Here is a 22,781-nt window from a genome sequence, read left to right on the forward strand (position 1 = left end):
CTCGAATACAGTGGTCACGGAATCGGCCAGGCAATGCATGAACCGCCTCAGGTATTACATTACGGAAAACCGAATAGCGGAATCGTTTTGCAAGAAGGCATGACATTTACCATTATGGCTGGACAGTTGTTACGCGTGACAAAAAGCTCTCTGCCCAATGGGAACACACAATTGCCGTTACAGCCGATGGCTATGAAGTCCTGACGCTGTGAGATGAAGAACGCGTTTAACAACAACATTAAGTTAAACAGCAGCCCATTAAATTCCATGTTCACCCCCTTTTTTAGTCATTAGAGAGTGAAACAGATTTGCGATGGGCTTTCAAGTCATAAGCTTAGATCATCTTCTTTAGCCGGTTTTTAGGTTTTGTCGTGTACAGAGTGCCATAACCACCCTTCGGTGGAATGCGTGAATAAGAAACATGGAGCTTTTTGCGGTAAAGTAGGTTACCCGCACCGCAGAAGACCGATTGATCAATGGTGTGTTCGCACCCGAAACAGAGTGTGGTTCTGGGTAACGTCGGCGAAATTGGTGAGCCTTAAGGTATCCCGTTTGAGAGAATGATTTTTGACGATGTTCCCAAAGCGGTGTGGGTTTACTATTTCTGATGATGGAGTAAAGTCATGGCTACTGGCAAGTCTGCTCATTTTCAACTGACTCATCCCAATGCGGCGGGTATCGATATTGGTTCAGGAAGCCATTTTGTGGCAGTATCGCCCGACCGAGATAATCCCTCCGTACGTGAATTTCCAAGTTTCACCGAGGACTTAGAACATTTGGCGGATTGGTTGACGGAATGCGGTATTGATACGGTGGCGATGGAGTCTACGGGGGTTTATTGGATTCCATTGTTTGAGATGCTTGAAGTTCGTGGCTTCACAGTCTTTTTGGTGAACGCTCGTCACGTAAAATATCAGGCGGCAAAGTATTGTCTGGCAAGTCCAAGCGCACGGCTAACCGTGCTGCTCAAGCCTTAAGGTTGGCGGCGGTTAACTTACGCGCCAGTCAATCTGCGTTGGGAGCCTATTACCGTAGACTCTGTGCTCGTATGGATAAACCACGCGCGATCACCGCCTGCGCCCATAAGTTGGCGCGCTTAATTTATGCGCTATTGACTAAGGGGGAAGAATTCGTGGACAAAGGTCAACAATATTATGAAGAACGCTATCGTCAACGGGTGGTGAATTCGCTGAATAAACGCGCCGAACAATTGGGCATGAAACTGGTTTCCGCATAATAAAAAAAATAACACAACATAATCAATTGGTTGTGATTTGTTTCTTGAGAGCGGGTATCCAACATTTAAACTCAGCTTTAGTTTCCAGAACTAATCGTTGCGGAAAAATAACCGTTGTCATTGGGGCCGGCTTTAACCAGGCCGCTGACCAAATAGCTTGGATTTAAATTGAGTGCCGATCCTGAGTCTGTCGGCCAACTAGAACGGGACGGCGTTAAGCACAATTTGTAAACCCCAAGCGTATTGGTATGGGTTACCGATGCCGTCAGGTTTATGCTGCGATCAAACGGACTTCCGGTTGGGCTGAACGCTGTTTCTGTGACACTAATTAGCTCGATATTTGCCGTAGTCAAGCCGGTTACCAGCGCGCCGGAATTGCGTTTTATCAGAGTCAAAACGCCACAAACTGGATTGCTAGTGCCTATTTTGGCAAACAAATTGCCGTCAAGATGAACGTCTATGGTTTCAGCTGATGCGCTTGCTGAATAGATCAATAAGCCTAATGCTATCAATTTGAGGTATTTCATATAAATCCTGTTCGCTGAGTGATGATCAAGTGGAGATTCTTATAATAAGACAGATTTATTGCCCGTGCAATTGACCACTACCAGCAGCCATCTAGGCTGGCTTCGCCGCCGGCAAGCCACCAAAACTTCTGCATCATCGCCACCCGTAGCCTCGATGCAACGCAGTGGAATCGAGGAATTCACCGCGCAGCCTAACTCAAACCAAGTCCAGCGCAATTCAACCCAGCCCTCTGCCGTTCAACCCTAACCAACATCATCGCCACCCGTAGCCTCGATGCAACGCAGTGGAATCGAGGACTTCGCAGCGCAGCCTAACTCAAACCAGGGTCCCCGGAATTCAACAATACCCTGTACCCCTAGAACCAAAATCATCTATTAACGCCAACATAGCCTTATTTTGCCTCAATCCGCTAAGCTGCTATCCATAGGGCGTAAGGCGACAGTCAATATGCAGATTGAAAGATACAAATCCCCGGCATTACCGCCAGCCATAAACATCCACGCCAAACAAATCAAAATCCCCGCGGACAAATAACCGGATACATCTGCAATTAAAAAACCCATCGAATTTCAACAAATCCTGAATAAGTATTTTTAAAGTGTGTGTTAACGAACAGACCCAAGAGGCGTGAATGGTCAAAATCAAACCCGCTAGGCGCACTTTAAGTTACCTCTAGTTATTTTATAAAATTTGTTATGGGATTTTCGTTAGGTTTATGGCGGCAAACTGGCTTTCATAAATAACTAAAACACATAACCATCTGAAGTTTTAGGCCTGGCTCAAGTATAAATGGAGTTGAGCTTCATCTGAACAGGTGTTAGAGAAAGGTTTATTTAACCGTCGTAGTAGATGTATGAGAAATTATTTTAACTTGAGCAATATTTATGGAAACCAAAATGAAATTAAAGCACATAATTAACACCTTATTGATTACTGCAACGGTAGGTGCAAGCGGGTCGGCTTCGGCGGCATCATTTCCTTGGTCTTGGTCAGGTTCGTTGCAAAACTTCTCAAATTTGGGTTCTGTAGTAGACCATAATCCACCTACCCCTGTACTAGGCACATCTTCACCGTCAGGAACCGGTGACGGCGATACCACATTTACCTTTGAAAGCAGTAACAATCTTGATGTTCTCAATACTTCTATCGGCTTAACAGAACAGCTTGTCCCTGGCTATGATTTGTATAACGTGGGTGTTGGTTTTGTGACCGGACAAACCACAGGCTCTTTTGCCTATACAATTAGTACAACGGATGTAGCTGGTTTAAACGCAGCAGGTTTGGATTCGCTGGTTACTATTGGTGGTAACGGTGGTGAAGTCAGGGAAGATATTTATAGCGGCAGTAATCACAGCAACTTACTACTGACTTTAGATAGCATAAACAGTGCAGTCATTCCTGCTACCGGATTGGATAGTTTTAATGGCCAACAATCCTTATACATAGTCGATACAATTATTGGTAATGGTGGGATACAAGATTTCCATAACAATTTAAGTGCAGTGCCGGAAGCTGAAGAATGGGCCATGATGTTGTTAGGTTTACCCCTGTTAGCCTGGATGAGCCGCCGTAAACAGGCCGTTAATTTAGTCGCATAACACAAGCTAAAAAGTTACCGACTAAATACTGGTTTAATATTAGTCCTGAATCCGTGTTCAGTCCCCTGAAAATGCGCTCAAGACACTGATATAAAAGGTATAATATAGTTTTACTCTATTCACCCATTTTGATTATGGCACGTTTCAAGCTTAAAGAATCCAAAAAGGAACTCACCTCCTATGCCGGACTAGCCTTGATCGGCCAGTGCCTGGAAGTGGTCAATGTCGAAGCGTTGGTGGATGGCGGAATACCGGTATCACAGGGAATCAAAACCTCGGAATTAGTCAAAACCACAGTAGGGCTTTTAAGCATAGGCAAAAGCGACTTTGAGGCGGTTGAGCCGTTTCGTGAAGATCGTTTTTTCAAACAAGCTCTGGCTGTGCGTAAGGTACCCGGCAGTGTTTGGCTACGCCAGCGTCTTGATCGAGTCAGCGGCAGTCTACTAGAACCGCTGGACGATTGTTCGGTTCGGCTCATCGAACGGACAGAAGCACCGATTACACCGCATAAAGGCTACGTCTGTCTGGACATGGACACCTTTGTCATGGATCAGAGCGGCACCAAAAAAGAAGAGGTGAGTCGCACGTATCAGGGTGTGGACGGTTATACGCCCGTCGCGGCTTATTTGGGTAACGAAGGCTGGTGCATAGGCTTAGAATTGCGCCCTGGTCGTTGGCATTCATCCCTGGAGATCGATTATTTTCTAGAGCGGCTATTTCCGCGCGTTGAACGCTTGGTGGCGCCGAGCTTACCAGTGCTGCTTCGCAAAGACTCAGCGTTTGATAGCGCCAAGCTATTATTTGCCGTTGCCGATGAAAAAATACGCTGGGCGGCGATGGCGAGAGGTTTTGAATACTTGATCAAATGGAATCCCAGGAAGCAGGATAAAACCGCGTGGGTCGAACAGGCGGAGGCGGCAGGCGCCTTTGTTGAAAAACGACCGGGTAAACGGGAAGCGTTAATGACATTGAACGTGGATCGCGCCTGGAAAAAACAGACTCGCCCTTTCAGGCTGGTGATACGGATCATTGAACGCACGACCAACAAGCACGGGCAGATGCTATTGCTGCCGGATGTCGAACTGGAAGGCTGGTGGACAAGTCTGGATGAACCCGAAGAAACCGTCATTGAACGCTACCGCGACCACGGCACCCATGAACAATTCCATTCGGAATTCAAAACCGACCTGGATTTGGAGCGTTTGCCTTCCGGTAAGTTTGAGACCAACGACTGTCTCTTGAGAATGGGCATGTTAGCCTACAATTGCTTGCGGCTGATTGGTCAACTGGGTCTGACAGGCAACCTAGCACCGATACGCCACCCAGCCAAACGCCGACGGCTACGAACCGTACTGCAAGAAATCATGTATCGAGCCGCCCAGGTGATACGCAAAGCCCGGCAATGGTGGCTAGACTTAGGCCATGCGTCGCCTGTGGCCAAAGTCTTCGCCTATTTGCAAAAGCGATTGGTCGTGCAACCGGGCTTCGCTTCTGGATAAACAGTGCGAATACTAAGCGGCAAGTTAACAGGCGAGTGATGAGTCGATTCTCCGGGGAGAGAAGAGGATGGCTTGACTTAGCATCAGGCTGTTAAGCGGGCGATAGGGGTAAAAACAGAAAATCGGTTGATTTTTATGACTGAGGGTTTAATGAACGACAGCTAAATTTCGATAATTGGCGGCTTTTTCTTAAAAAACGCGATAGAAACGCGACTGACCTAGCTTTGGCTTCTAGGAACACGGATTCAGGTATTAAAAAGTAAACCCCGTAGCCTCGATGCAACGCAGTGGGAATCGAGGAATTCACCGCGCAGCCTTAATCAAACCAGGTCAGCGGCATTCAACAACGCCCTCTACCGCTTGAACCAAATCAACTATCAACACAAACATAACCTTAATCAAAGCGACCACCGTAGGGTGGCTTCGCCGCCAGGCAAGCCACCAAAACTTCGCGGGAGCCACCCGTAGTCTCGATGCAACGCAGTGGAATCGAGGAATTCGCAGCGCAGCCTAACTCAAACCAGGGTCAGCGGAATTCAACAATACCCGGTACCACTTGCACCAAAATCAACTATTAACCCCAACACAGGTCAGGTGCGGCATTTCGCAGTACGTCATTCTCGGTGCGGGACTGGATACTTTCGCGCAGCGAAAGCCGGAACTTGCCGCGCGCATGCAGGTATTCGAGATTGACTAGCCCGCGTCACAATAATGGAAAAGCCGGCGTCTCCTTATAGCGGATTAACCATTCCGGCGCGATTGGCCATTCTCTATGCTGAGAAATAATCAAGTCACCGTTAATCGGAAGCTAGAAAAGGATGCCATAACAGTTCCCACTCACCTCAAGCGCTATCAGTTTGTTAATGTGAATAGACTAGCCTGGATTATTGCAGCAGGTGATTTGTTGTGCGATGCTATGGTAATGATCGAGCAATCCGCATCAGCCTAAACTTGAAATACGAAAGCCAAGCACTCCAACAAAGCCAATTTAAAATTGCAGTTTACATTCAGAAGCATACAATACCAAATAAACAAAATGTAGTCTTTTGCGCGCAAGCGGGGAGTGTTTTTAATGAAGGTGCAACCACAATATATTACTGATTCCATCGGTAACAAAACAGCGGTGATTCTACCCATTGCTGACTATGAAGAATTGCTGGAAGATCTTGAAGATTTGGCTGCTATAGCCGACAGAAAGGATGATCCAAGCGAACCAATTGAACAGGTTGCCCTAGAATTGGGTCTATGACGCAATACCGGATTGAAATTAAAAGCAAGGCCAAGAAGGAACTTGCTAATCTTCCAAAGGAAGTGGCGGGGAAAATTTACAGTGCAATTTTAGGTTTGGCTGATAACCCACGGTCATCAGGGTGTAAAAAACTGGTTGGTTCTGAAAATAGCTACAGAATTCGTATTAATAATTATCGGGTGGTGTATTCTATTTTTGACCAAATCTTACTTATACAGGTTGTCAAGATCGCCCATCGTCAGGAAGTTTATAAAAGCTAATACAGGTGTGAAAAATCATCTGTAATTGTAGTAATTGGAATTTCCAAATACAAACATTGTGGCCTAGCCAATCTCTACTCAATTTCCAGCCCGGTAGGCTGGATTTACCGCCAGGCAATCCACCAAATTGCTGTTTAGCTATCCCAAAAACACCCTGCGCAGCGAGGGCACATAGCCTGCCTCATCGCCACCCGTAGCCTCGATGCAACGCAGTGGAATCGAGGAATTCACCGCGCAGCCTAACTCAAACCAGGGTCAGCGGAATTCAACAATGCTCTCTACCCCTTGAACCAAAATCAACTATTAACGCCAACATAGCCTTATTTTACCTCAACCCGCTAACCCGCCATCCATAGGGCGTAAGGCGACAGTCGTATGCTGATTGAAGGACAGAAATCCCCGGCATTACCGCCAGCCACAAGCATCCACGCCAAACAAATCAAAATCCCCGCGGACAAATAACCGGGGGCATCTACAATTCCGCCGCCAGCCTACAACCCTCTTGACGCTTCAGATAATGGACATTTCAACTTTGCGATTGATACACATCCTTAAAATATCGGCTGGTGCTAACCCGCCAATTGCAATCATGTAGGGTGACTTCGCCGCTAGGCAAGCCACCAAAACTTCTGCAGCGGCCTGCTATAGCCTGCCTCATCGCCACCCGTAGCCTCGATGCAACGCAGTGGAATCGAGGAATTCACCGCGCAGCCTAACTCAAACCAAGGTCAGCGGAATTCAACAATACCCTGTACCCCTAGAACCAAAATCAACTATTAATGCCAACATAGCCTTATTTTACCTCAACCCGCTAAGCCGCTATCCATAGGGCGTAAGGCGACAGTCGTATGCTGATTGAAGGACAAAAATTCCCGGCCTTACCAGCCACAAGCATCCACGCCAAGCAAATCAAAATCCCTGCGGACAAAAAGCTTAAAACACTGCTGGGCTAACTCGATATCCTGCTGGGCAGTCTGTTGTGCTTTGTTTTGAAAGCAATGTAATACATAAACGCCTTCGGGTTGTGATGCTAAATAAATTATCAGACAATGATTAATTTATTGATTATACAAATATTTATTGAATAATGGTAAAGTCTGCTGACTATGGGCTGTGTTCATTAAAAGTCTAAGGTGGTTGCCGAATAGCCAAAGTCCCGTTGGCTGGATGATGAACTCAAATTCCACGCATATCCAAGTTCAGCCCCAAGCAATAATGTCTATTATGCTAAACAAAATTTAGCAAAATGATAAAAAAAGCTTGAAATGAATTTGTCATCAGGTATAATCCGGTTCAAATAAACCAATCAGGAGGGCTGATGGCACTTTCTGCTAAACAATTGGCGTTTGTGGATGAATATATGGTGGACTTTAACGCCGCACAGGCGGCAATCCGCGCCGGATATAACCCTAAAACCGTCAACGACTATGCCAGCGTCCTGCGTAACAGGCCGGATATTAACGCCGAAATCAGCCGCCGCCAACAAGAGCGCAGCCAGCAATGCGCCCTCAACAAAGCACAAGTCATCCAGGAAATCGCCCGGCTGGCCTTTAACGATCCGCGTCAGGCCTTTGACGCCAACGGCGCCTTGTTGCCGGTGCAGGACTGGCCGGATAGCCTGGCGGCCTGTGTGGCTTCGGTCAAAGTGCTGGAGTGCAAAACCCTGGACGGCATCACCGTGGGTGAAGTCAAGGAAATCCGTTTCTGGGACAAAGGCAAGCAACTGGAACTGGCCTCCAGACACCTGGGCCTGTTAAAAGACCGCCTGGAAGTCAGCACCCCGGTGGCGCAACTGATCAAATCCGCCCGTGAACGCCTCCGAGACCGCTGAACTGGCCGAATGGATGGCGCGGTTTTACGCCGACCCACTGGGCTTTGTGATGTTCGCCTATCCCTGGGGCAGCGACCCGGCCTTGCAAATCGTGCCCTTAACCCCGGTTTACCGGCAGCGCTTTAATGTCGATTACGGCCCGGATTTATGGGCCTGCCAGTTTTTGGATGAACTGGGCGAACTGGTCAGACAGCGCGGCTTTGACGGTGTCCACGCCGTGGATGCCATCCGCATGGCGGTAGCCTCCGGGCACGGCATCGGCAAAAGCGCGATCACCGCCTGGCTGGTAAACTGGATCATGTCCACCCGGCCGTTTGCCAAAGGCATCGTCACCGCCAACACCGCCGAACAGCTGGCCGGCAAAACCTGGGCGGAAATTTGCAAATGGACCAAAAAATCGGTCACTGCCCAATGGTGGAAAATCAGCGCCGGCAAAGGCATGATGCGCATCAGCCATATCGATCACCCCGAAGCCTGGCTAGTGACCGGCCTGACCTGCCGGGAAGAAAATGCCGAAGCCTTTGCCGGTCTGCATGCCGCCGACTCCACGCCGTTTTACATCTTCGACGAAGCCTCCGCCATCCCCGACACCATTGCCGAAGTCGCGGAAGGCGGCCTCACCGACGGCGAACCCATGTTCTTCAAATTCGGCAACCCCACCCGCAACAGCGGCGACTTTCACCGCTGCTTCCACGCCATGCGCCACCGCTGGCAGACCCGGCAGATCGACAGCCGCGAAGTCAGCATCACCAACAAAAACCAGATCCAGCAATGGCTGGATGATTACGGTGCCGATTCCGATTTTGTCAAAATCCGGGTGCGCGGCCTGTTCCCGTCCTTAAGCGCCAAACAGTTTATCGCCACCGCCGATGTCGATGCCGCCTATGGCCGCGAACTGCGTAGCGAACAATTCGATTTTGCCGCCAAAATCCTCACCTGCGACCCAGCCTGGGAAGGCGACGACCTGCTGGTGATCGGCTTGCGTCAGGGCCTGCTGTTTCGGGTGTTGCGGGCTATCCCTAAAAACGACAACGATATCGAGATAGCCAATATCCTGGCCCGCCACGAAGACGAGCAGGGCGCGGATGCCGTGTTTATTGATGCCGGATACGGCACCGGCATCGTCTCGGCGGGACACACCCTGGGCCGGGACTGGCAACTGGTCTGGTTCAGCGCCGCCTCAGCCGACCCCGGCTGTCTGAACAAACGCGCCGAAATGTGGAAGCAGATGCGCGACTGGCTGAAACAGGGCGGCTGCCTGCCCAAAGACCCGGAACTGCATGCCGAACTGGTGGCGCCGGAAACGGTGCCGCGCCTGGACGGCAAAATTCAGTTGGAAAGCAAACACGATATGAAAAAACGCCGCCTGCCGTCACCCAATAAAGCCGATGCATTGGCCTTATCGTTTGCCTATCCGGTGCAGAAAAAAGCCGCCGGCCTGGCCCGGCACCGCCCCCGCGCTCAGGCTGAACGCGGTCACGACCCTTTTGCGAGGTTACTATGATCGAATGGTTACGCGCCAAAACCAATCCGGTGCCGGTGCATTACGATTGTTTATTACTGCTGGACAGCGGCGAAGTCCGCCTGGGCCGGGCTCAGACCGGCATGGCGGTAATCGGCTGGTCCACCCTCAACCGGCCAGTCTGGCTAACGCCCAAAGCCGCCAAACCAGGCCATGTCCACGGCGAACGCCATCCCAAAGTATTTTTATCCGATGCCGACTGCGAACTGATCCGGGAACTATACGGCGAAGGCGGCACAGTCAGCTACGCCCAACTCGGCCAAAAATTCGACTGCAGCAAATCCACCATCCGCGACATCGTCAAATGCCGTACCCGCTATCGGGACAATCCATAACTCCCGCAAGCCACCCGGCGCAATAGCCGAATTTGCAACTGAACCCGCAATCATCCATCGTAACCCAGGATTATTTACAACAGTGGCCCGTAGCGAAAATTGGACACCTTAGACGCGCAAGCATTTGAACAACTGCTCCGCCGCTTAAACCTGCCGAAGAACCTATCGGCCTAAGCGGTCAGATTGTTCCAATCTGAACTCAATTTTGTCTGGACATCTGCTTGGTGCCAAGACACTAATGAGCGCAGGCTTTTCTACAAAATAAGCTGTTCAACAGCGACTTCTGCATTGGGAATGGCGACTCCTGCCAGCGGTGGGATATTTAAGCCCTCAACTCGAACTGTTTGCACATCCTCGATTCCGATAAACTTCAAGATCTGTCGCAAATAAGGTTCCACAAAGTCCCAAGCTTTCCACGGGCCATCGCTAAAAACGCCGCCTGATGCGATGATCAAAATTGCCTTCTTCTCTTTCGCCAAACCCTGTACGCCGGTCTCGGTATAATTAAATGTCTTGCCTGCACGCACAACGAGGTCGATCCATGCTTTCAATAGCGAGGGAATGCCGAAATTCCACATCGGCGTTGCGATTACCAGAAGGTCCGATGCCAAGAGTTCGTCAATAAGCTCATCAGAGAGGCGCCCTGACGCTTTATTGGCCTGTATTTCGGCGGGATCTTTTGCTGAAATCGCTTTTAACATGCTGTCATCAAGATGCGGCATTTTATCTATTGCCAAGTCTCGATGCGCCAGTTTCGCGTCTGGAAACTCAGAACGAAGTCGCGCAGATAGTTTTTCAGTCACCTTACGGCTAGCCGATACCCCTGTTCTGGGACTCACTTCGACAATAAGAATTTGTTTCATTGGGTATTTCCTTTCTGTGATGGTAATTAAATTTTTCTATCGTTTGCTGTTGAGGGTGTTCCAAGCGGCGAGGGAGTCCATATAGTCTCGCCAGTGTGAGATTCGCCGGTGCTCAATTTTTATAATTGAGCAAAACCGATTGTTGTACTTCACGCCTGTCGCAAGGATAGTGCCATGCACTTCATATTCAATGACGACGACATGACCGTTATCTGTGATGTGGACTATCAAATTATCCGCGGATTGAATTTTGATGTAGTCACCATAGCCGCTAAAATTTTCCATAAGTTTGGCTCGCCCTTCGATAATTCGCGGCCAACCGGGAAAGTCGTATAACACCTCATACACGACATTGTCAGCAACGATGTCAAAGAAGTGCTCGCCATCAACAAGCTTACCTACTGCTCCTCGAACCAGGTCGAAGTAAGGTTTGGAAGCCTCAAATTCCGGATATGTTTTCTTCATATAGCACTCCAAAGTGTATTTGTTGTTTCTTTCATACTTACTAATGTATAGTTACATTGTAAATCCTATGTTACACAAAAAGAAGGAGGCACATTAAGCTCGGTTACGAACATGTAGGTAAGTTATGAACAATACCAATAAGACTAAACAACTAGACCCGGCTTATGTTTGTGGTCACAAAGATCCTGCAGCAGTCCGTGAGCTGCTGACAAAAATTGGCGACAAGTGGAGTATCTTCTTAGTTCTGTCTCTGGCGAAGATTCATGGCAATCGTGCTAGGTTTTCGGAATTAGAGAGATCAGTTCCGGGCATCTCCCAGCGGATGTTGACTCTGACCTTGCGAAATTTAGAGCGGGATGGACTAGTCACAAGAGAAGTGTTCCCGGAAGTGCCTCCTCGAGTTGAATACGAGTTAACAGTTCTTGGGAAGAGTCTACTGCGCCCATTGGACGGACTTGTTGAATGGGTCTCAGTGAACTGGGAAGATGTAAAAAAAGCGCAGTCTAACTTCGATTCAAAGTAATACACTAGAAGTCCACCAATCATATTTTGCCGGATAGGGCGTAGGATGTGCTGAACGCAGTGAAGCGCATCAATCGCGCACCATACGCCTGCAGAGTCGGCCCATCCTCCGGGGGCTTTCGTCAAAGCCCGGTAGGGTGGGCAAAAGGCGCAACACATTAACTTTTCATGTATTTTACAACCGTCACGCGCCTTTTGCCCACGCGCTTATTCGCCAATATCCAGAGATTCAATGCCATCGCCACCCCACTGACGGATAAACCCCATTTTTGACATAGCGGTGAAATGTTGAATAAGGCCAGTCCGCCACGTGTGAAAATAGGGGACGCACCACAATTAATAGTGGTACGTCCCCTATTTTCGCGTCCCCTATTTTCGGTTTCCATTTTGTCCGATAGGCCGGTTCTGTCATGGAATAGAAAAGCATCGCCATTGCTGGAAAAGGCAAACGGCACATCGAGAGCCTCGGCATATATCAAGGCTTGTTGCATTCCATCGCCAACCTTATGTTTGTTGTCCTTGGCCTCGATGATAGCTATTGGCTGGTTCTTTTGGTGGTAAAGCACATAGTCTGCTCGGCGCTTTTCACCTCTCGTATGAAGTTTGCCACGAACGATAATGCGGACAGAGGTAAATCTTACTTCTTCTCGAATTTGCGTCTGAATATCCCAGCCGGATTTCTGCACGGCTGGGGTAATGTATTTCGAGCAAATATCCCGTTCGCTAAGCTGCTACTTGTCCATTTTTCATAATCCATTAATGAACAACCAGTTCCAATGTTTTGCCAATCGCATGCAAGGCATTAGCAATTGAATCGATTTTTGATGGATGTCTAACTGTGCAGTAGTTCGTTACATACAGAAACATAATTAACACAGGGCAATCGCGCTTAAATTACTCCGAGGATGCGAAGTAAATAATCATTATCCCATCCGGCCTTTAATCGCTTAATCTTGACGCCGACCCTACATTTCACTTGCAGATAATGTCGGTCGGTGACGGATGATTGCAAGTCGGCGGCAACGATTGCAGGTTCACTTGCAAATAATGTCGGTTTGAGCCGCCGTCAGTTGCAGCTAATGCCGGTCGAAAAATGCGCTAATTTTTACCGTTCGGCACTTGCCTAAAATCGATTCTTCGGTAATAATAAAAATGAAACGTTTTATTTTTATTTCCCGGAGCAGGCGATGACAGCGGAAACGACAAACAAACCCAAACTGGGGCGGCCAAAAGCAGGCACCAAAGTCGAGCGCAATGATTATTTATTAGACCAGGCTCTGGCGCTATTCATGCGCCAGGGTTTCGCCAACACCAGCATTGCCAAGATTGCCGAAGCGGCGGGCGTTTCGACTCGAACCATCTACGAACGCTACAAAAACAAGGCCGAATTGATGCTGGCCTCGGTCAACCGCATGGTCGATACCGATATTTCCGAATTGCAAGGCATCGAGAATCTAGCGCAAATGTCTTGTCGCGATGGCTTGATCGTACTCGGCGAATACCTGCTGGCCAAAGTCATGCAACCCAATATGATCTCGTTTTACCGGATGGGTGTCGCCGAAGCCATGCACTTTCCAGAACTGAACAAAATGATGGAATCCACCGGACCCAAGCGTATTCAAGCGGTGATTGCCGATTACCTGTGTCGGCACAGCCACACCGATGGCTTATCGGCACTAGACTTTGAGCAGGCGGCGGCCTTGTTTTTGGAAATGCTGTTTGCCGAGCCCAGAAACAAGGCCTTGTTCGGTTGTCTGGAAGCCGATTGGAATGCCAAGGCTCATACTGTTTTTGTGGTGCAGGTTTTTTTATACGGTATTGCCGAGCGGAGGCCGTCATGAGAGCGGCATTACTGGCAATGCTGACCGGCAGTAGCTTATTGGCGGGTTGCAGTGTGTTTCCAGACTACGTCAGGCCGGCGATAGTCACCCCGGCACATTGGCAAGCCCAACGCAGCGATGCTGGCGGCGCGGCGGACTTCATCGATTGGTGGCGTCAGTTCGATGATCCGGTATTGACGCGCTTGCTGTTGGCCGCTGAACAGGATAATCCGACCCTGGAACAAGCCGTGGCCAGCATTGCCTCGGCGCGGGCCACTCTTTCTGGAGCCGATGCCGGCGGCCTGCCGAGCCTGACCGGTAAAACGACCTTTAGTCGTTCCAAGGGCGGCAGTGCTTACGGTACCAGCTCGCAAACCACTACCAATACGGGCTTTAGTACCGGTATCACCCAAATCCTGTCCGGTAGTTTGGATGCCAGTTGGGAACTGGATTTATTTGGCAAATTCGCTTTCAACCAGCAGGCCGAGCAGGCTCGACTAAGAGCAGCGGAATTGAGTTGGCAGAACGCTAAAGTGAGTTTGGCAGCGGAAGTGGCGAGCAATTATGTCAGTTACCGGGCCTGCGAACTGGCCGCAGCAGCCTATCAAAACGCCATTGCTTCCAAACAGGATACCGCGCGCTTGACCGGCATCCTGGCCCGGGTGGGATTTTCCTCATCGGCTGACGGGGTGTTGGCCGAAGCCAGCCAGCTGGCCAGCGAATCCAGTTTGATTGCTCAGCGCACTGAATGCGACAACACCGTCAAAGCCTTGGTGGCGCTAACCGATCTGGATGAAGCCGATTTACGCGCTTGGCTGGCCGGCGGCAACGGTATACCGACACCTGCTCAATTTAAAGTGGATAGCGTACCGACCGATTTGCTGACTCAGCGTCCGGATCTAGTCGCTGATGAACGCAAATTGGCGGCAGCCAGCGCCGACGTCGGCAACGCGGTCGCCAGTCGCTATCCTAGCATCAGCCTATCCGGTTCGATCGGCAGGCGCAAAATCGATTCGACCGGTTTGACTTTGACTAGTAATACCTGGTCGATTGGTCCAACCATCACTTTACCTATATTCGATGGTGGTCAATTGCGCTCTAAGGTCGATAGTGCCGAAGCCGGCTACGCTAGCGCGTTGGCCACTTACAGAAGTGATATTCGCGCCGCGATCAAGGAGGTTGAGCAAGCCTTAGTCAATCTGAGCGGTGCCGAGCAGCGGGAAATGGCCGAACGGCGTAGCGCCGAGCAATATCGCCAGTATTTTCGGGTGGCCGAGATCAACTGGCGCGCCGGCGGACTAAGTCTGTTGTCGCTGGAGGATGCGCGCAGCCAGATGATCACGCAGGAAATCAGCCACATTAAACAGCAACAAAATCGGGTGCAGTACTGGATTGCGCTGTACAAGGCCCTGGGCGGCGGTTGGCGCAGCCAGGACACGCAATTGAGCGGCGGCAACCGGCGCAGTGAGGAGCAACTATGAAAATGGGACGCACGTTTAGTTTACCGATTTGGCTGGCTGGCTTGACTGTGGCCGGCCTATGCATGGCCTTACCGGTATTTACCAGTGCACCGGCGCCGGCAGCGGTCGCCGCCAAGTCCAAGGCCGTCATGGCGGTGGAGACACTGGTGCCGACCCAACTGGATTGGCCGGTGACGATCAAGGTCAACGGTGCGGTGGCGGCCTGGCAGGAAGCCAAAATCGGCGCTGAAATCGGCAGTCTGCGCATAAAACAAGTATTAGTCGATGTCGGCAGCCGGGTTAAGCGCGGCCAGGATTTGGCGATATTGGCCGACGAAACCGTGGTCGCAGAACTGCACAAGCAACAGGCCACCGTCAACAAAAGCCGGGCCAATTTGACCAAGGCTATGGCCGATGGCGCCCGCGCCCGCGAAATCAAAGACAGCGGGGCCTTGTCGCCGCAAAAAATAGACGAATATTTAATCGCTGAGCAAACTGCCCGCGCGGACCTGGCCTTGGCGGAAGCAGAGCTTGAAAATCAGCGGATACGCTTGAGCCAGACCCATATCGTTGCCCCTGACGATGGGGTTATTTCGTCGCGTAGCGCCAGCCTGGGCGATGTGGTGGCGGCGGGAGCCGAGTTGTTCCGGCTGGTGCGCCAGGGGCGAGTCGAGTGGCGGGCCGAGGTTAATGGTCAGCAACTCGCGCAAATCCGCACCAGCCAAACGGTCGTTTTGAGCTTACCGGAAGGCGGTAACGTCACCGGCAGTGTCAGGATGACAGCGCCGACCGTGGACCCTACCACCCGCAACGCTCTGGTGTACGTCGATATTCCCAACGCCGCCATCAAACCGGGTATGTATTTGCAAGGCTGCATCATCATCGGCCGGCAAGCCGCGTTGGTAGTGCCGCAGACTGCCTTGGTACTGCGGGACGGTCGCGATTACTTGTTCGAAATCACCGCGCCATCCGGCTTGGCTGACGACACTGCCAAAGCGGTGATTCAACGTAGCGTTGTCACCGGACGCCGGGAGGGCGATTGGGTGGAAATCCGCGAGGGCATTGCGGGTGATGCCAACCTGGTCGCCAACGGCGGGGCGTTTTTGAAGGATGGCGATATCGTCAGCGTCACACCCAAGAGCTGAATAGCGCCGAAATAATCCGTCCGGCAGCTAAAGTTGCCGGCGTGGGTCGAGTGCCGGACTATCCGCCGCAGCCGGCGGCGGTTCTTTCTACGGTAATGCTGAACGCATCGCCATTTATTAGCGCCAAACTACCGCATCACGCGGTTTCGGGCGCGGGAGTCGAGCTATGAATTTTTCTGCATGGGCTATCCGCAAGCCGGTACCCAGTCTGTTACTGTTCGCAGTGCTGTCCATTCTGGGCGGCATGGGCCTTAAACAATTGGGCATACAAAATTTCCCGGACATCGAAGTGCCGACCATTAACGTGGCCGCCACCCTGGAAGGCGCGGCGCCGGCACAATTGGAAACCGAAGTGGCGCGCAAGATCGAGGACAAAATAGCGGCCATCGGTGGTGTCGAACATGTGCGCAGCACTATTACTGATGGTTCGGTGTCGATTAAGGTCGAATTTGATATCGACAAAAACGCCGAAGAGGCCTTGAATCAGGTGCGCAACGCCGTGGACGGCGCTCGCGCCGAGCTGCCGTCGGCGATGGCCGCACCGATTGTATCCAAGACCACCACGGCGGGCAGCGCTATCCTGACTTACGTGGTTAGTGCCGCCAATATGGACGAACGGGAGTTGTCGTGGTTCGTGGATAACGACATCAGCAAACGTTTGTTGGCGGTGACCGGGGTCGGCAAGGTGACCCGCATCGGCGGCGTCGACCGCGAAGTGCAGGTCGATCTGGATCCGGTGCGCATGGCCGGCTTGGGGGCCCTGGTCAGCGAAGTGGCAACGCAACTGAAGAAAGTCCAGCAGGATGCGTCCGGCGGTCGCGGCGATATCGGCGGCGGTGTGCAAGCCGTGCGCACCCTGGGACGGGTAGCAACCGCCGGGGAGCTGCGCAATCTGGACATTCCGCTGGCTAACGGCAGCCACATCAAACTGGATCAAATCGCCAGCGTCACCGATACCATTGCCGAGCGCTCAACCTTTGCCACGCTGGACGGCCAGTCTATCATCGGTTTCGACATCGTCCGCAATAAAGGCAGCAGCGAAGTGACGGTTGCAGAGGCCGTGCGTACCGCGTTGGCCGAGTTTGCCGCCGCGCATCCGCAAGTACATATTCGCGCGGCCTTCAACACCGTTCAGCCGGTCGAAGACAATTTTAGCGGCTCCATGCATTTGCTCTACGAAGGTGCCTTCCTGGCCGTGGTCGTGGTCTGGTGGTTTTTGCGGGATTGGCGGGCCACACTGGTCGCGGCGGTCGCGTTGCCCTTATCCATCCTGCCGACCTTTGCGGCAATGTGGTATTTTGGCTTCAGCCTGAACATCATATCGCTGCTGGCGCTGGCCTTGGTAGTAGGGATTTTGGTGGACGATGCCATCGTCGAAATTGAAAACATCGTCCGGCATTTACGCATGGGCAAGACACCGTTTCAGGCGGCGCTGGATGCCGCTGACGAGATCGGCTTTGCGGTAATTGCCACCACCTTCACGCTGGTCGCGGTGTTTTTGCCGACTGCGTTCATGGGCGGTATACCGGGCAAATTCTTTCGCCAATTCGGCATGACTGCCGCCGCGGCGGTATTGGCGTCCTTGTTGGTCGCGCGCTTGCTGACGCCGATGATGGCGGCCTATCTGCTGAAACCGCATCCGGAACGTGATAACGGCGATAGCACGGTGATGCGCACCTATCTGCAGGTGGTGGCTTGGTGTCTGGAGCATCGCCCGGCGGTCGGTGCCGGCGTGGTATTGTTCGTGGCGGGTTCCTTGAGTTTGATGCCCTTGTTGCCCAAAGGCTTCGTGCCGGCGGCGGACAATAGTCAAACCCAGGTAAGCTTGGAATTGCCGCCCGGCAGTACCCTGGCGCAAACCCGCCATATCGCCGCTGAAGCCGAACGCCGCTTACGCAAATTACCTGATGTCAGCCAAATATTTGCGGCAGGCGGTGTCGCCAGTAGCGGCGGTGGCGGCGGGGATGCCGCGACGACTAACTATGAAGTCCGCAAAGCCACCTTGACATTGAGCCTGCGCGACCGAGCCGAACGCCCGTATAAACAGGCCACGATAGAGGCGGCTATCCGCGAGAAACTGGCCGATCTACCCGGCGTCCGAGTGGCTGTCGGCAGCGGCGGCAGCGGCGAGAAACTGCAACTCACCCTGGCCAGTGACGATCCGCAGGCCTTACGTCGGGCCGCTGATACGGTCGAACTCGAGTTGCGCCAGGTACGCGGCTTGGGCAATATTACCTCTAGCGCCAGCCTGCAACGTCCGGAGATTCAGATTACCCCGGATTTCAGCAAGGCTGCGGAATTGGGCGTCACGGTCGAGGCGCTGGCCGAAGTGGTCAGGGTGGCCAGTTACGGCGATTATGCCAATGTGATAGCCAAGCTGAATTTGCCGCAAAGGCAAATCCCGATTCGGGTGCGGCTGGCTGAGTCCTTGCGCCACAGTCTTGAGGACATTGGCCAACTGCGGGTGGCCGGACGCGTTGGTAGCGTCAGTCTGGCAACCTTGGCCGAGGTGCGCCTGGCCGGCGGCTTGCAACAGATTGACCGTCTGGATCGGATGCGCAATACCACTTTCGAAATCGAATTGGGCGAGCGGGTGGTCGGCGATGTGTTGACCGAAGTCCAGCAATTGCCGGCCATGCAAAACCTGCCGGCCGGGGTGCACACCATAGAGTCGGGCGATGCCCAGCGCATGAACGAGTTGTTTGGTAGTTTCGGCGGTGCGATGGCGATAGGGGTGTTGTGCATTTATGTGGTGTTGGTATTGTTGTTCGGCGACTTCAGCCAACCGGTAACCATACTCGGGGCGCTGCCCTTGTCGCTGGGCGGGGCCTTCTTGGCCTTGCTGATTACCGGCAGCAGTTTCTCGATGCCCAGCGTGATCGGCTTGTTAATGTTAATGGGCGTTGTCACCAAAAACTCGATACTGCTGGTCGAATATGCGATGATCGGTCGCCGCGATCGAGGTATGAGCCGAGTGGAAGCAGTGATCGACAGTTGCCGTAAACGCGTGCAACCGATCCTGATGACGACGATCGCGATGGGCGCCGGCATGTTACCGATTGCGATGGGTCTCGGTGCAGACCCCAGTTTCCGCGCGCCAATGGCGATTACCGTGATAGGCGGCTTGCTGACTTCGACCGCGTTAAGCCTGGTGGTCATTCCGGTAGCCTACACCGCTATCGACGACATTTTGAGTCTCGCCCGCCGTATCCTTGGCTTGGCTCGGCAGGAAAAAAGCGACACCGAGTTAAAACACAAGCCAGCGGAATAGGGCAATGCAGGTGCAGAGTCGGCACAGCCCCAATATTATTATGACGAATACCCCGTAGGATGTGCTAAACGCAGTGCAGCGCATCAATCGCGCACCAAGCGCCTGCAAAGTCGGCACAGCCTATCCGGTTGGCTGTTGAAGTACTCTCTAAGAATCTGCTCTAAAAACATCCTGTTTCCGGCTTCCGGGTTGCCGCAACTTCAAAAAGAGTACTTCGACAGCCAACCAGCCGGTCGCCAGGGGGGTGGTAGACCGGCCGATGAGCTTTTTGCCCAGCTTATTGGCAAGCCGGGGCGGGGAGGGGGCATAATACTTGCAACGGATACAACTGGTGACAAGTAAACTCGCTCACCAGTCGTTGCACATTCTAAAGCCGAAATAAAACCAAATCTTTGCGCTAAATCACAAAATCAGATAAAACCGGCTTGCCAACCCGGCAAAGCCACAACCTTTAACCCCTCGATTCCACTCACTTACATCAAGGCTACGCTCCTTGATCGACAAAACCCCCCGTAGCCTCGATGCAGCAACGCGGAATCGAGGAGGCAAACCGCCAAAACCAACACAACACCCAATAACCAAAACCAAGCTGCCATCCCTCCATTCCACTTCCTTACATCAAGGCTACGCTCCTTGATCGACAAACCCCCCCGTAGCCTCGATGCAGCAACGCGGAATCGAGGAGGCAAGCCGCCAAAACCAACACAACACCCAATAACCAAAACCAAGCTGCCATCCCTCCATTCCACTCCCTTACATCGGCTACGGTCCTTGATCGACAAAAACCCCGTAGCCTCGATGCAGCAACGCGGAATCGAGGAGGCAAGCCGCCAAAACCAACACAACACCCAATAACCAAAACCAAGCTGCCATCCCTCAATTCCACTCCCTTACATCGGCTACGCTCCTTGATCGACAAAAACCCCGTAGCCTCGATGCAGCAACGCGGAATCGAGGAGGCAGGCCGCCAAAACCTCACTCAGACCTACCCTTCAACAAATCCCCAGCCATAGACCCAGCCTGAGTAGAGGTTTGGCCCAAATTACGCAAAGTCTCACTGCCCTGCTGCATTGCCGCCTGCTGTTGCGCCATTTGCTGCTGTTTGGCACGCTGATTACGAATCAGCGCCAACTGCGGCCCAGAGACGATCAAAGCCGGATCGATGCCCAGTTTATCGCTATAACTATCGGCCCACTGGTCGGCGTTAAACTTATCCAGCACCGTGGGCTGCACCGCCGCCACCTGGCCCAGACTCATGACAAAGCGGTCAATATCATTCACCGCCACGGCTTTTTGAGCTTGGGCCAGCATCGACACATACTCGATATTCAACTCATGACCTTGCAACTCCACCGGCGCCGGCGGCAATAAACCGGCCTGCAACAAGCGGCTGAACACGGTTTCAATCAAGGGATCCAGCAATTCATTATTCAGCCGTTCCACCACCGGCCCCAGCATCAGCATTTTTTCCTCATGACGTTCGGCCACTTCGGTGGCGGTCATACGCTGATCCTGGCTGGCCAGCATCATAAACAAATCCGAATAAAATGCGGCATTGATGCGGCTGCGCACATCCTGAATATCCAGCAACAACGCTTGCAGATTCAGATTCACTTCAAAAGCGCTGCGTATCCCGACCCCCGGCCCGTTGGCGTCAAAATAACTGATGCCGCCGGGAAAGATTTCAAGCTCGCGGTTTTTCATACTGGCCGGTACCTGCAAGGGCGGATTGGCCTGATAATCAATGGCTTGAGACTTGCGTAACTGCTGGGCCTGCAATTGTTTAATATCTCCCAGCGCTTCCATACCCGGACTATTGCCATACACATCGCCGCCCTGAGTGGCCCAGCGCGGCACCAGACAGGGAAAACTCCGATAACCCGATTCGCGCAGCAGCTGACCATCGTTACGCCCGCTTTCCCAATAACAGGATTTCCAGGCCATCTGGCTATTGTCCAACTGCTGCGCCTGGCGATTCTGGCGGGGTTCGATAGCATGGCGCAGCGTCACCCATTGATCCAGATTGCCGCGCGCAAAAGCGGTTTTCACCACCTCCGAGCAGTTGGCCAGGCCAAATTCCGCCACCAGTTCCGCCACGGTTTTATCAAATTCCCGGTATAGGCTGCACACCTCGCCTTTCCAGTCGGTGGCAATCGCATATTCACCTATGGTAAACGCATGCAAATGCACCACATGCTGATAATCATCGGCCACCAGCGCCGCCGCCGTGCCGAAAGCGCCCAGTTCTTCGTAAATACCGTGCAACACCCGATAAGTATTGCTGCGCGCCAGCACATCCTCAATACCGGCAGTCACCGCAAACAACCAGGTTTTCACCGGCGGATAAGCCGATAAAGCCGGGTCACTCACCGCCAGCCGAAACCAGGGCCGTGACGGGCTGGTCATGCCGGACATCATGCCGGCAGCCAGCACCCGCAAGGCGCGACTGGCCGTGCTGTCGTAAATGGCATTATGCCGCGGCCAGCCTTTGTTGCGGTCGCTGACAAAATAACGGCCATTGCGCGGCAGCAAATAGCGGCTGATATCCGCCCAATGCGGCTGCCAACTGGCGCGTTCGGTTTTCAGCGCCTGCCAGCGCCGGTTTAAATCCGTCAGATTGGCAGCGCTCATCACTGCCCCAGTAAAGTCTGACGGCCCAGCTTGCCGGCCACGGCGCTGTTATCGCCCTGGCTGCCGGTCAAAATCGTATTATTCTGACTACCATAAAGCCCTGCCGTCTGGCTGCGTACCTGAGCTGGGGTTGGATTCACCGGCGATTGCGGCGGTGGCGGTGGGGCAGGGGGTGGAGCAGGAGTGGTACCTAAGCACATAAAACACCTCGCAAAATAACGTCAGTTTGCGAGTGTAAAAACCCCGGCATCAGTCATCCGCACCCCAATGACCAGAAATCGACCAATCTCATTACCACAGCCATAGCATAGGCTGTGCTGAACGCAGTGAAGCGCATCAATCGCGCACCATGAGCCTCCAGACTCGGCACATCCTCCGGCGCTGCCGGCAAACTAACGCCGAGCAAGCACAGAAGTCAGCAAGCTTATTGCAACGGCCATAGTGTAGGCTGTGCTGAACGCAGTGAAGCGCATCAATCGCGCACCATGCGCCTCCAGACTCGGCACATCCTCCGGCGCTGCCGGCAAACTAACGCCGAGCAAGCA

General features: G+C 52.4%; 20 protein-coding genes and 3 pseudogenes. 16 read left to right on the top strand and 7 right to left on the bottom strand.

The annotated features are described in order from the left end of the window. Positions 1–3: 3 nt before the first annotated feature. The 3 genes and pseudogenes from KEF85_RS05725 to KEF85_RS17065 form a co-directional block, all read left to right on the top strand. Positions 4–212, top strand: a pseudogene (locus KEF85_RS05725) (M24 family metallopeptidase); the annotation flags it as partial. 411 nt (positions 213–623) lie between these two features. Further along, a pseudogene (locus KEF85_RS17060) lies at positions 624–926 on the top strand (IS110 family transposase); the annotation flags it as partial. A 122-nt stretch (positions 927–1,048) separates the two neighbouring features. Next, positions 1,049–1,237, top strand: coding sequence for a hypothetical protein (locus KEF85_RS17065; protein ID WP_425515591.1), 189 nt, complete (start codon positions 1,049–1,051; stop codon positions 1,235–1,237). Positions 1,238–1,314: 77 nt separating this feature from the next. On the opposite strand, the gene KEF85_RS05735 is transcribed toward KEF85_RS17065, so the two are convergent. Beyond that, positions 1,315–1,764 carry a hypothetical protein gene (locus tag KEF85_RS05735; RefSeq protein WP_215583873.1) on the bottom strand — a complete coding sequence of 150 codons (450 nt, stop codon included), beginning with the start codon at positions 1,762–1,764 and terminating at the stop codon, positions 1,315–1,317. An 897-nt stretch (positions 1,765–2,661) separates the two neighbouring features. Between KEF85_RS05735 and KEF85_RS05740 the strand changes: the two genes are divergently transcribed. The 5 genes from KEF85_RS05740 (at position 2,662) to KEF85_RS05760 (ending at position 6,371) form a co-directional block, all read left to right on the top strand. Continuing rightward, positions 2,662–3,363: a hypothetical protein gene (locus KEF85_RS05740; protein WP_215583880.1), complete on the top strand. Its 702-nt coding sequence runs from the start codon at positions 2,662–2,664 to the stop codon at positions 3,361–3,363. Between the two features lie 134 nt (positions 3,364–3,497). After that, the gene (locus KEF85_RS05745; protein WP_215583882.1) at positions 3,498–4,862 is read left to right on the top strand and encodes an IS1380 family transposase; all 1,365 of its coding nucleotides are present in this window, start codon (positions 3,498–3,500) and stop codon (positions 4,860–4,862) included. Positions 4,863–5,418: 556 nt separating this feature from the next. Continuing rightward, complete coding sequence (locus KEF85_RS16995) at positions 5,419–5,559, top strand: class I SAM-dependent methyltransferase (RefSeq protein WP_215583884.1); 141 nt, start codon at positions 5,419–5,421, stop codon at positions 5,557–5,559. Between the two features lie 375 nt (positions 5,560–5,934). After that, positions 5,935–6,111 carry a BRCT domain-containing protein gene (locus KEF85_RS05755; protein WP_215583886.1) on the top strand — a complete coding sequence of 59 codons (177 nt, stop codon included), beginning with the start codon at positions 5,935–5,937 and terminating at the stop codon, positions 6,109–6,111. Further along, positions 6,108–6,371 carry a type II toxin-antitoxin system RelE family toxin gene (locus tag KEF85_RS05760; protein ID WP_215583888.1) on the top strand — a complete coding sequence of 88 codons (264 nt, stop codon included), beginning with the start codon at positions 6,108–6,110 and terminating at the stop codon, positions 6,369–6,371. Before KEF85_RS05755 ends, KEF85_RS05760 begins: the two co-directional genes overlap by 4 nt. Positions 6,372–7,249: 878 nt before the next feature. Here KEF85_RS05760 and KEF85_RS17070 read toward each other — a convergent pair. Further along, on the bottom strand, positions 7,250–7,429 hold the full coding sequence (locus KEF85_RS17070; RefSeq protein WP_215585037.1) for a type II toxin-antitoxin system RelE/ParE family toxin: 180 nt from the start codon (positions 7,427–7,429) through the stop codon (positions 7,250–7,252). A 260-nt stretch (positions 7,430–7,689) separates the two neighbouring features. Here KEF85_RS17070 and KEF85_RS05770 point away from each other — a divergent pair, with 260 nt between their 5' ends. Genes KEF85_RS05770 through KEF85_RS05780 form a run of 3 tightly spaced genes read left to right on the top strand, consistent with a single transcriptional unit; the run spans position 7,690 to position 10,059 of the window. Next, the gene (locus KEF85_RS05770; RefSeq protein ID WP_215583890.1) at positions 7,690–8,202 is read left to right on the top strand and encodes a terminase small subunit; all 513 of its coding nucleotides are present in this window, start codon (positions 7,690–7,692) and stop codon (positions 8,200–8,202) included. Then, positions 8,180–9,706 carry a terminase gene (locus KEF85_RS05775; RefSeq protein WP_215583892.1) on the top strand — a complete coding sequence of 509 codons (1,527 nt, stop codon included), beginning with the start codon at positions 8,180–8,182 and terminating at the stop codon, positions 9,704–9,706. The genes KEF85_RS05770 and KEF85_RS05775 overlap by 23 nt, the downstream gene beginning before the upstream one ends. Beyond that, positions 9,703–10,059, top strand: coding sequence for a hypothetical protein (locus KEF85_RS05780; protein ID WP_215583894.1), 357 nt, complete (start codon positions 9,703–9,705; stop codon positions 10,057–10,059). The genes KEF85_RS05775 and KEF85_RS05780 overlap by 4 nt, the downstream gene beginning before the upstream one ends. A 254-nt stretch (positions 10,060–10,313) precedes the next feature. Here KEF85_RS05780 and KEF85_RS05785 read toward each other — a convergent pair whose 3' ends face one another. Both KEF85_RS05785 and KEF85_RS05790 read right to left on the bottom strand, forming a co-directional pair. Then, positions 10,314–10,922, bottom strand: a complete 609-nt coding sequence (locus tag KEF85_RS05785) for an FMN-dependent NADH-azoreductase (RefSeq protein WP_215583902.1) — start codon at positions 10,920–10,922, stop codon at positions 10,314–10,316. A 36-nt stretch (positions 10,923–10,958) separates the two neighbouring features. Next, entirely contained in the window at positions 10,959–11,387 is a 429-nt protein-coding gene (locus tag KEF85_RS05790; protein ID WP_215583911.1) for a nuclear transport factor 2 family protein, read from the bottom strand. A 124-nt stretch (positions 11,388–11,511) separates the two neighbouring features. Here KEF85_RS05790 and KEF85_RS05795 point away from each other — a divergent pair, with 124 nt between their 5' ends. Further along, positions 11,512–11,910 (top strand): winged helix-turn-helix transcriptional regulator, encoded by a 399-nt coding sequence (locus KEF85_RS05795; RefSeq protein WP_215583913.1) that lies wholly within the window; start codon positions 11,512–11,514, stop codon positions 11,908–11,910. 373 nt (positions 11,911–12,283) lie between these two features. On the opposite strand, the pseudogene KEF85_RS17075 reads toward KEF85_RS05795, so the two are convergent. Continuing rightward, a pseudogene (locus tag KEF85_RS17075) lies at positions 12,284–12,622 on the bottom strand (type I restriction endonuclease); the annotation flags it as partial. Between the two features lie 474 nt (positions 12,623–13,096). On the opposite strand from KEF85_RS17075, the gene KEF85_RS05805 reads away from it, so the two are divergent. The 4 genes from KEF85_RS05805 (at position 13,097) to KEF85_RS05820 (ending at position 19,605) form a co-directional block, all read left to right on the top strand. Beyond that, entirely contained in the window at positions 13,097–13,750 is a 654-nt protein-coding gene (locus tag KEF85_RS05805) for a TetR/AcrR family transcriptional regulator (RefSeq protein ID WP_215583915.1), read from the top strand. Next, the gene (locus KEF85_RS05810) at positions 13,747–15,210 is read left to right on the top strand and encodes an efflux transporter outer membrane subunit (RefSeq protein ID WP_215583918.1); all 1,464 of its coding nucleotides are present in this window, start codon (positions 13,747–13,749) and stop codon (positions 15,208–15,210) included. Before KEF85_RS05805 ends, KEF85_RS05810 begins: the two co-directional genes overlap by 4 nt. Continuing rightward, positions 15,207–16,334 (top strand): efflux RND transporter periplasmic adaptor subunit, encoded by a 1,128-nt coding sequence (locus KEF85_RS05815; RefSeq protein ID WP_215583920.1) that lies wholly within the window; start codon positions 15,207–15,209, stop codon positions 16,332–16,334. The genes KEF85_RS05810 and KEF85_RS05815 overlap by 4 nt, the downstream gene beginning before the upstream one ends. 166 nt (positions 16,335–16,500) lie before the next feature. Further along, entirely contained in the window at positions 16,501–19,605 is a 3,105-nt protein-coding gene (locus KEF85_RS05820; RefSeq protein ID WP_215583922.1) for an efflux RND transporter permease subunit, read from the top strand. A gap of 975 nt (positions 19,606–20,580) precedes the next feature. On the opposite strand, the gene KEF85_RS05825 is transcribed toward KEF85_RS05820, so the two are convergent. Continuing rightward, positions 20,581–22,236, bottom strand: coding sequence for a portal protein (locus KEF85_RS05825; protein WP_215583924.1), 1,656 nt, complete (start codon positions 22,234–22,236; stop codon positions 20,581–20,583). After that, positions 22,236–22,376: a hypothetical protein gene (locus tag KEF85_RS05830; protein ID WP_215583926.1), complete on the bottom strand. Its 141-nt coding sequence runs from the start codon at positions 22,374–22,376 to the stop codon at positions 22,236–22,238. The genes KEF85_RS05825 and KEF85_RS05830 overlap by 1 nt, the downstream gene beginning before the upstream one ends. Between the last annotated feature and the right edge of the window lie 405 nt (positions 22,377–22,781).

It is taken from the genome of Methylomonas paludis (assembly GCF_018734325.1).
Taxonomy (GTDB): domain Bacteria; phylum Pseudomonadota; class Gammaproteobacteria; order Methylococcales; family Methylomonadaceae; genus Methylomonas; species Methylomonas paludis.

What these genes read in the sequence shown, in the direction of transcription:
- KEF85_RS17065 (WP_425515591.1), top strand. Translation starts at nt 1,049, where the DNA reads ATGGATAAACCACGCGCGATCACCGCCTGCGCCCATAAGTTGGCGCGC.
- KEF85_RS05825 (WP_215583924.1), bottom strand. Translation starts at nt 22,236, where the DNA reads ATGAGCGCTGCCAATCTGACGGATTTAAACCGGCGCTGGCAGGCGCTG.
- KEF85_RS05820 (WP_215583922.1), top strand. Translation starts at nt 16,501, where the DNA reads ATGAATTTTTCTGCATGGGCTATCCGCAAGCCGGTACCCAGTCTGTTA.
- KEF85_RS05805 (WP_215583915.1), top strand. Translation starts at nt 13,097, where the DNA reads ATGACAGCGGAAACGACAAACAAACCCAAACTGGGGCGGCCAAAAGCA.
- KEF85_RS05815 (WP_215583920.1), top strand. Translation starts at nt 15,207, where the DNA reads ATGAAAATGGGACGCACGTTTAGTTTACCGATTTGGCTGGCTGGCTTG.
- KEF85_RS05745 (WP_215583882.1), top strand. Translation starts at nt 3,498, where the DNA reads ATGGCACGTTTCAAGCTTAAAGAATCCAAAAAGGAACTCACCTCCTAT.
- KEF85_RS05795 (WP_215583913.1), top strand. Translation starts at nt 11,512, where the DNA reads ATGAACAATACCAATAAGACTAAACAACTAGACCCGGCTTATGTTTGT.
- KEF85_RS05810 (WP_215583918.1), top strand. Translation starts at nt 13,747, where the DNA reads ATGAGAGCGGCATTACTGGCAATGCTGACCGGCAGTAGCTTATTGGCG.
- KEF85_RS05755 (WP_215583886.1), top strand. Translation starts at nt 5,935, where the DNA reads ATGAAGGTGCAACCACAATATATTACTGATTCCATCGGTAACAAAACA.
- KEF85_RS05740 (WP_215583880.1), top strand. Translation starts at nt 2,662, where the DNA reads ATGAAATTAAAGCACATAATTAACACCTTATTGATTACTGCAACGGTA.
- KEF85_RS05770 (WP_215583890.1), top strand. Translation starts at nt 7,690, where the DNA reads ATGGCACTTTCTGCTAAACAATTGGCGTTTGTGGATGAATATATGGTG.
- KEF85_RS05735 (WP_215583873.1), bottom strand. Translation starts at nt 1,764, where the DNA reads ATGAAATACCTCAAATTGATAGCATTAGGCTTATTGATCTATTCAGCA.
- KEF85_RS05780 (WP_215583894.1), top strand. Translation starts at nt 9,703, where the DNA reads ATGATCGAATGGTTACGCGCCAAAACCAATCCGGTGCCGGTGCATTAC.
- KEF85_RS05760 (WP_215583888.1), top strand. Translation starts at nt 6,108, where the DNA reads ATGACGCAATACCGGATTGAAATTAAAAGCAAGGCCAAGAAGGAACTT.
- KEF85_RS05785 (WP_215583902.1), bottom strand. Translation starts at nt 10,922, where the DNA reads ATGAAACAAATTCTTATTGTCGAAGTGAGTCCCAGAACAGGGGTATCG.
- KEF85_RS05790 (WP_215583911.1), bottom strand. Translation starts at nt 11,387, where the DNA reads ATGAAGAAAACATATCCGGAATTTGAGGCTTCCAAACCTTACTTCGAC.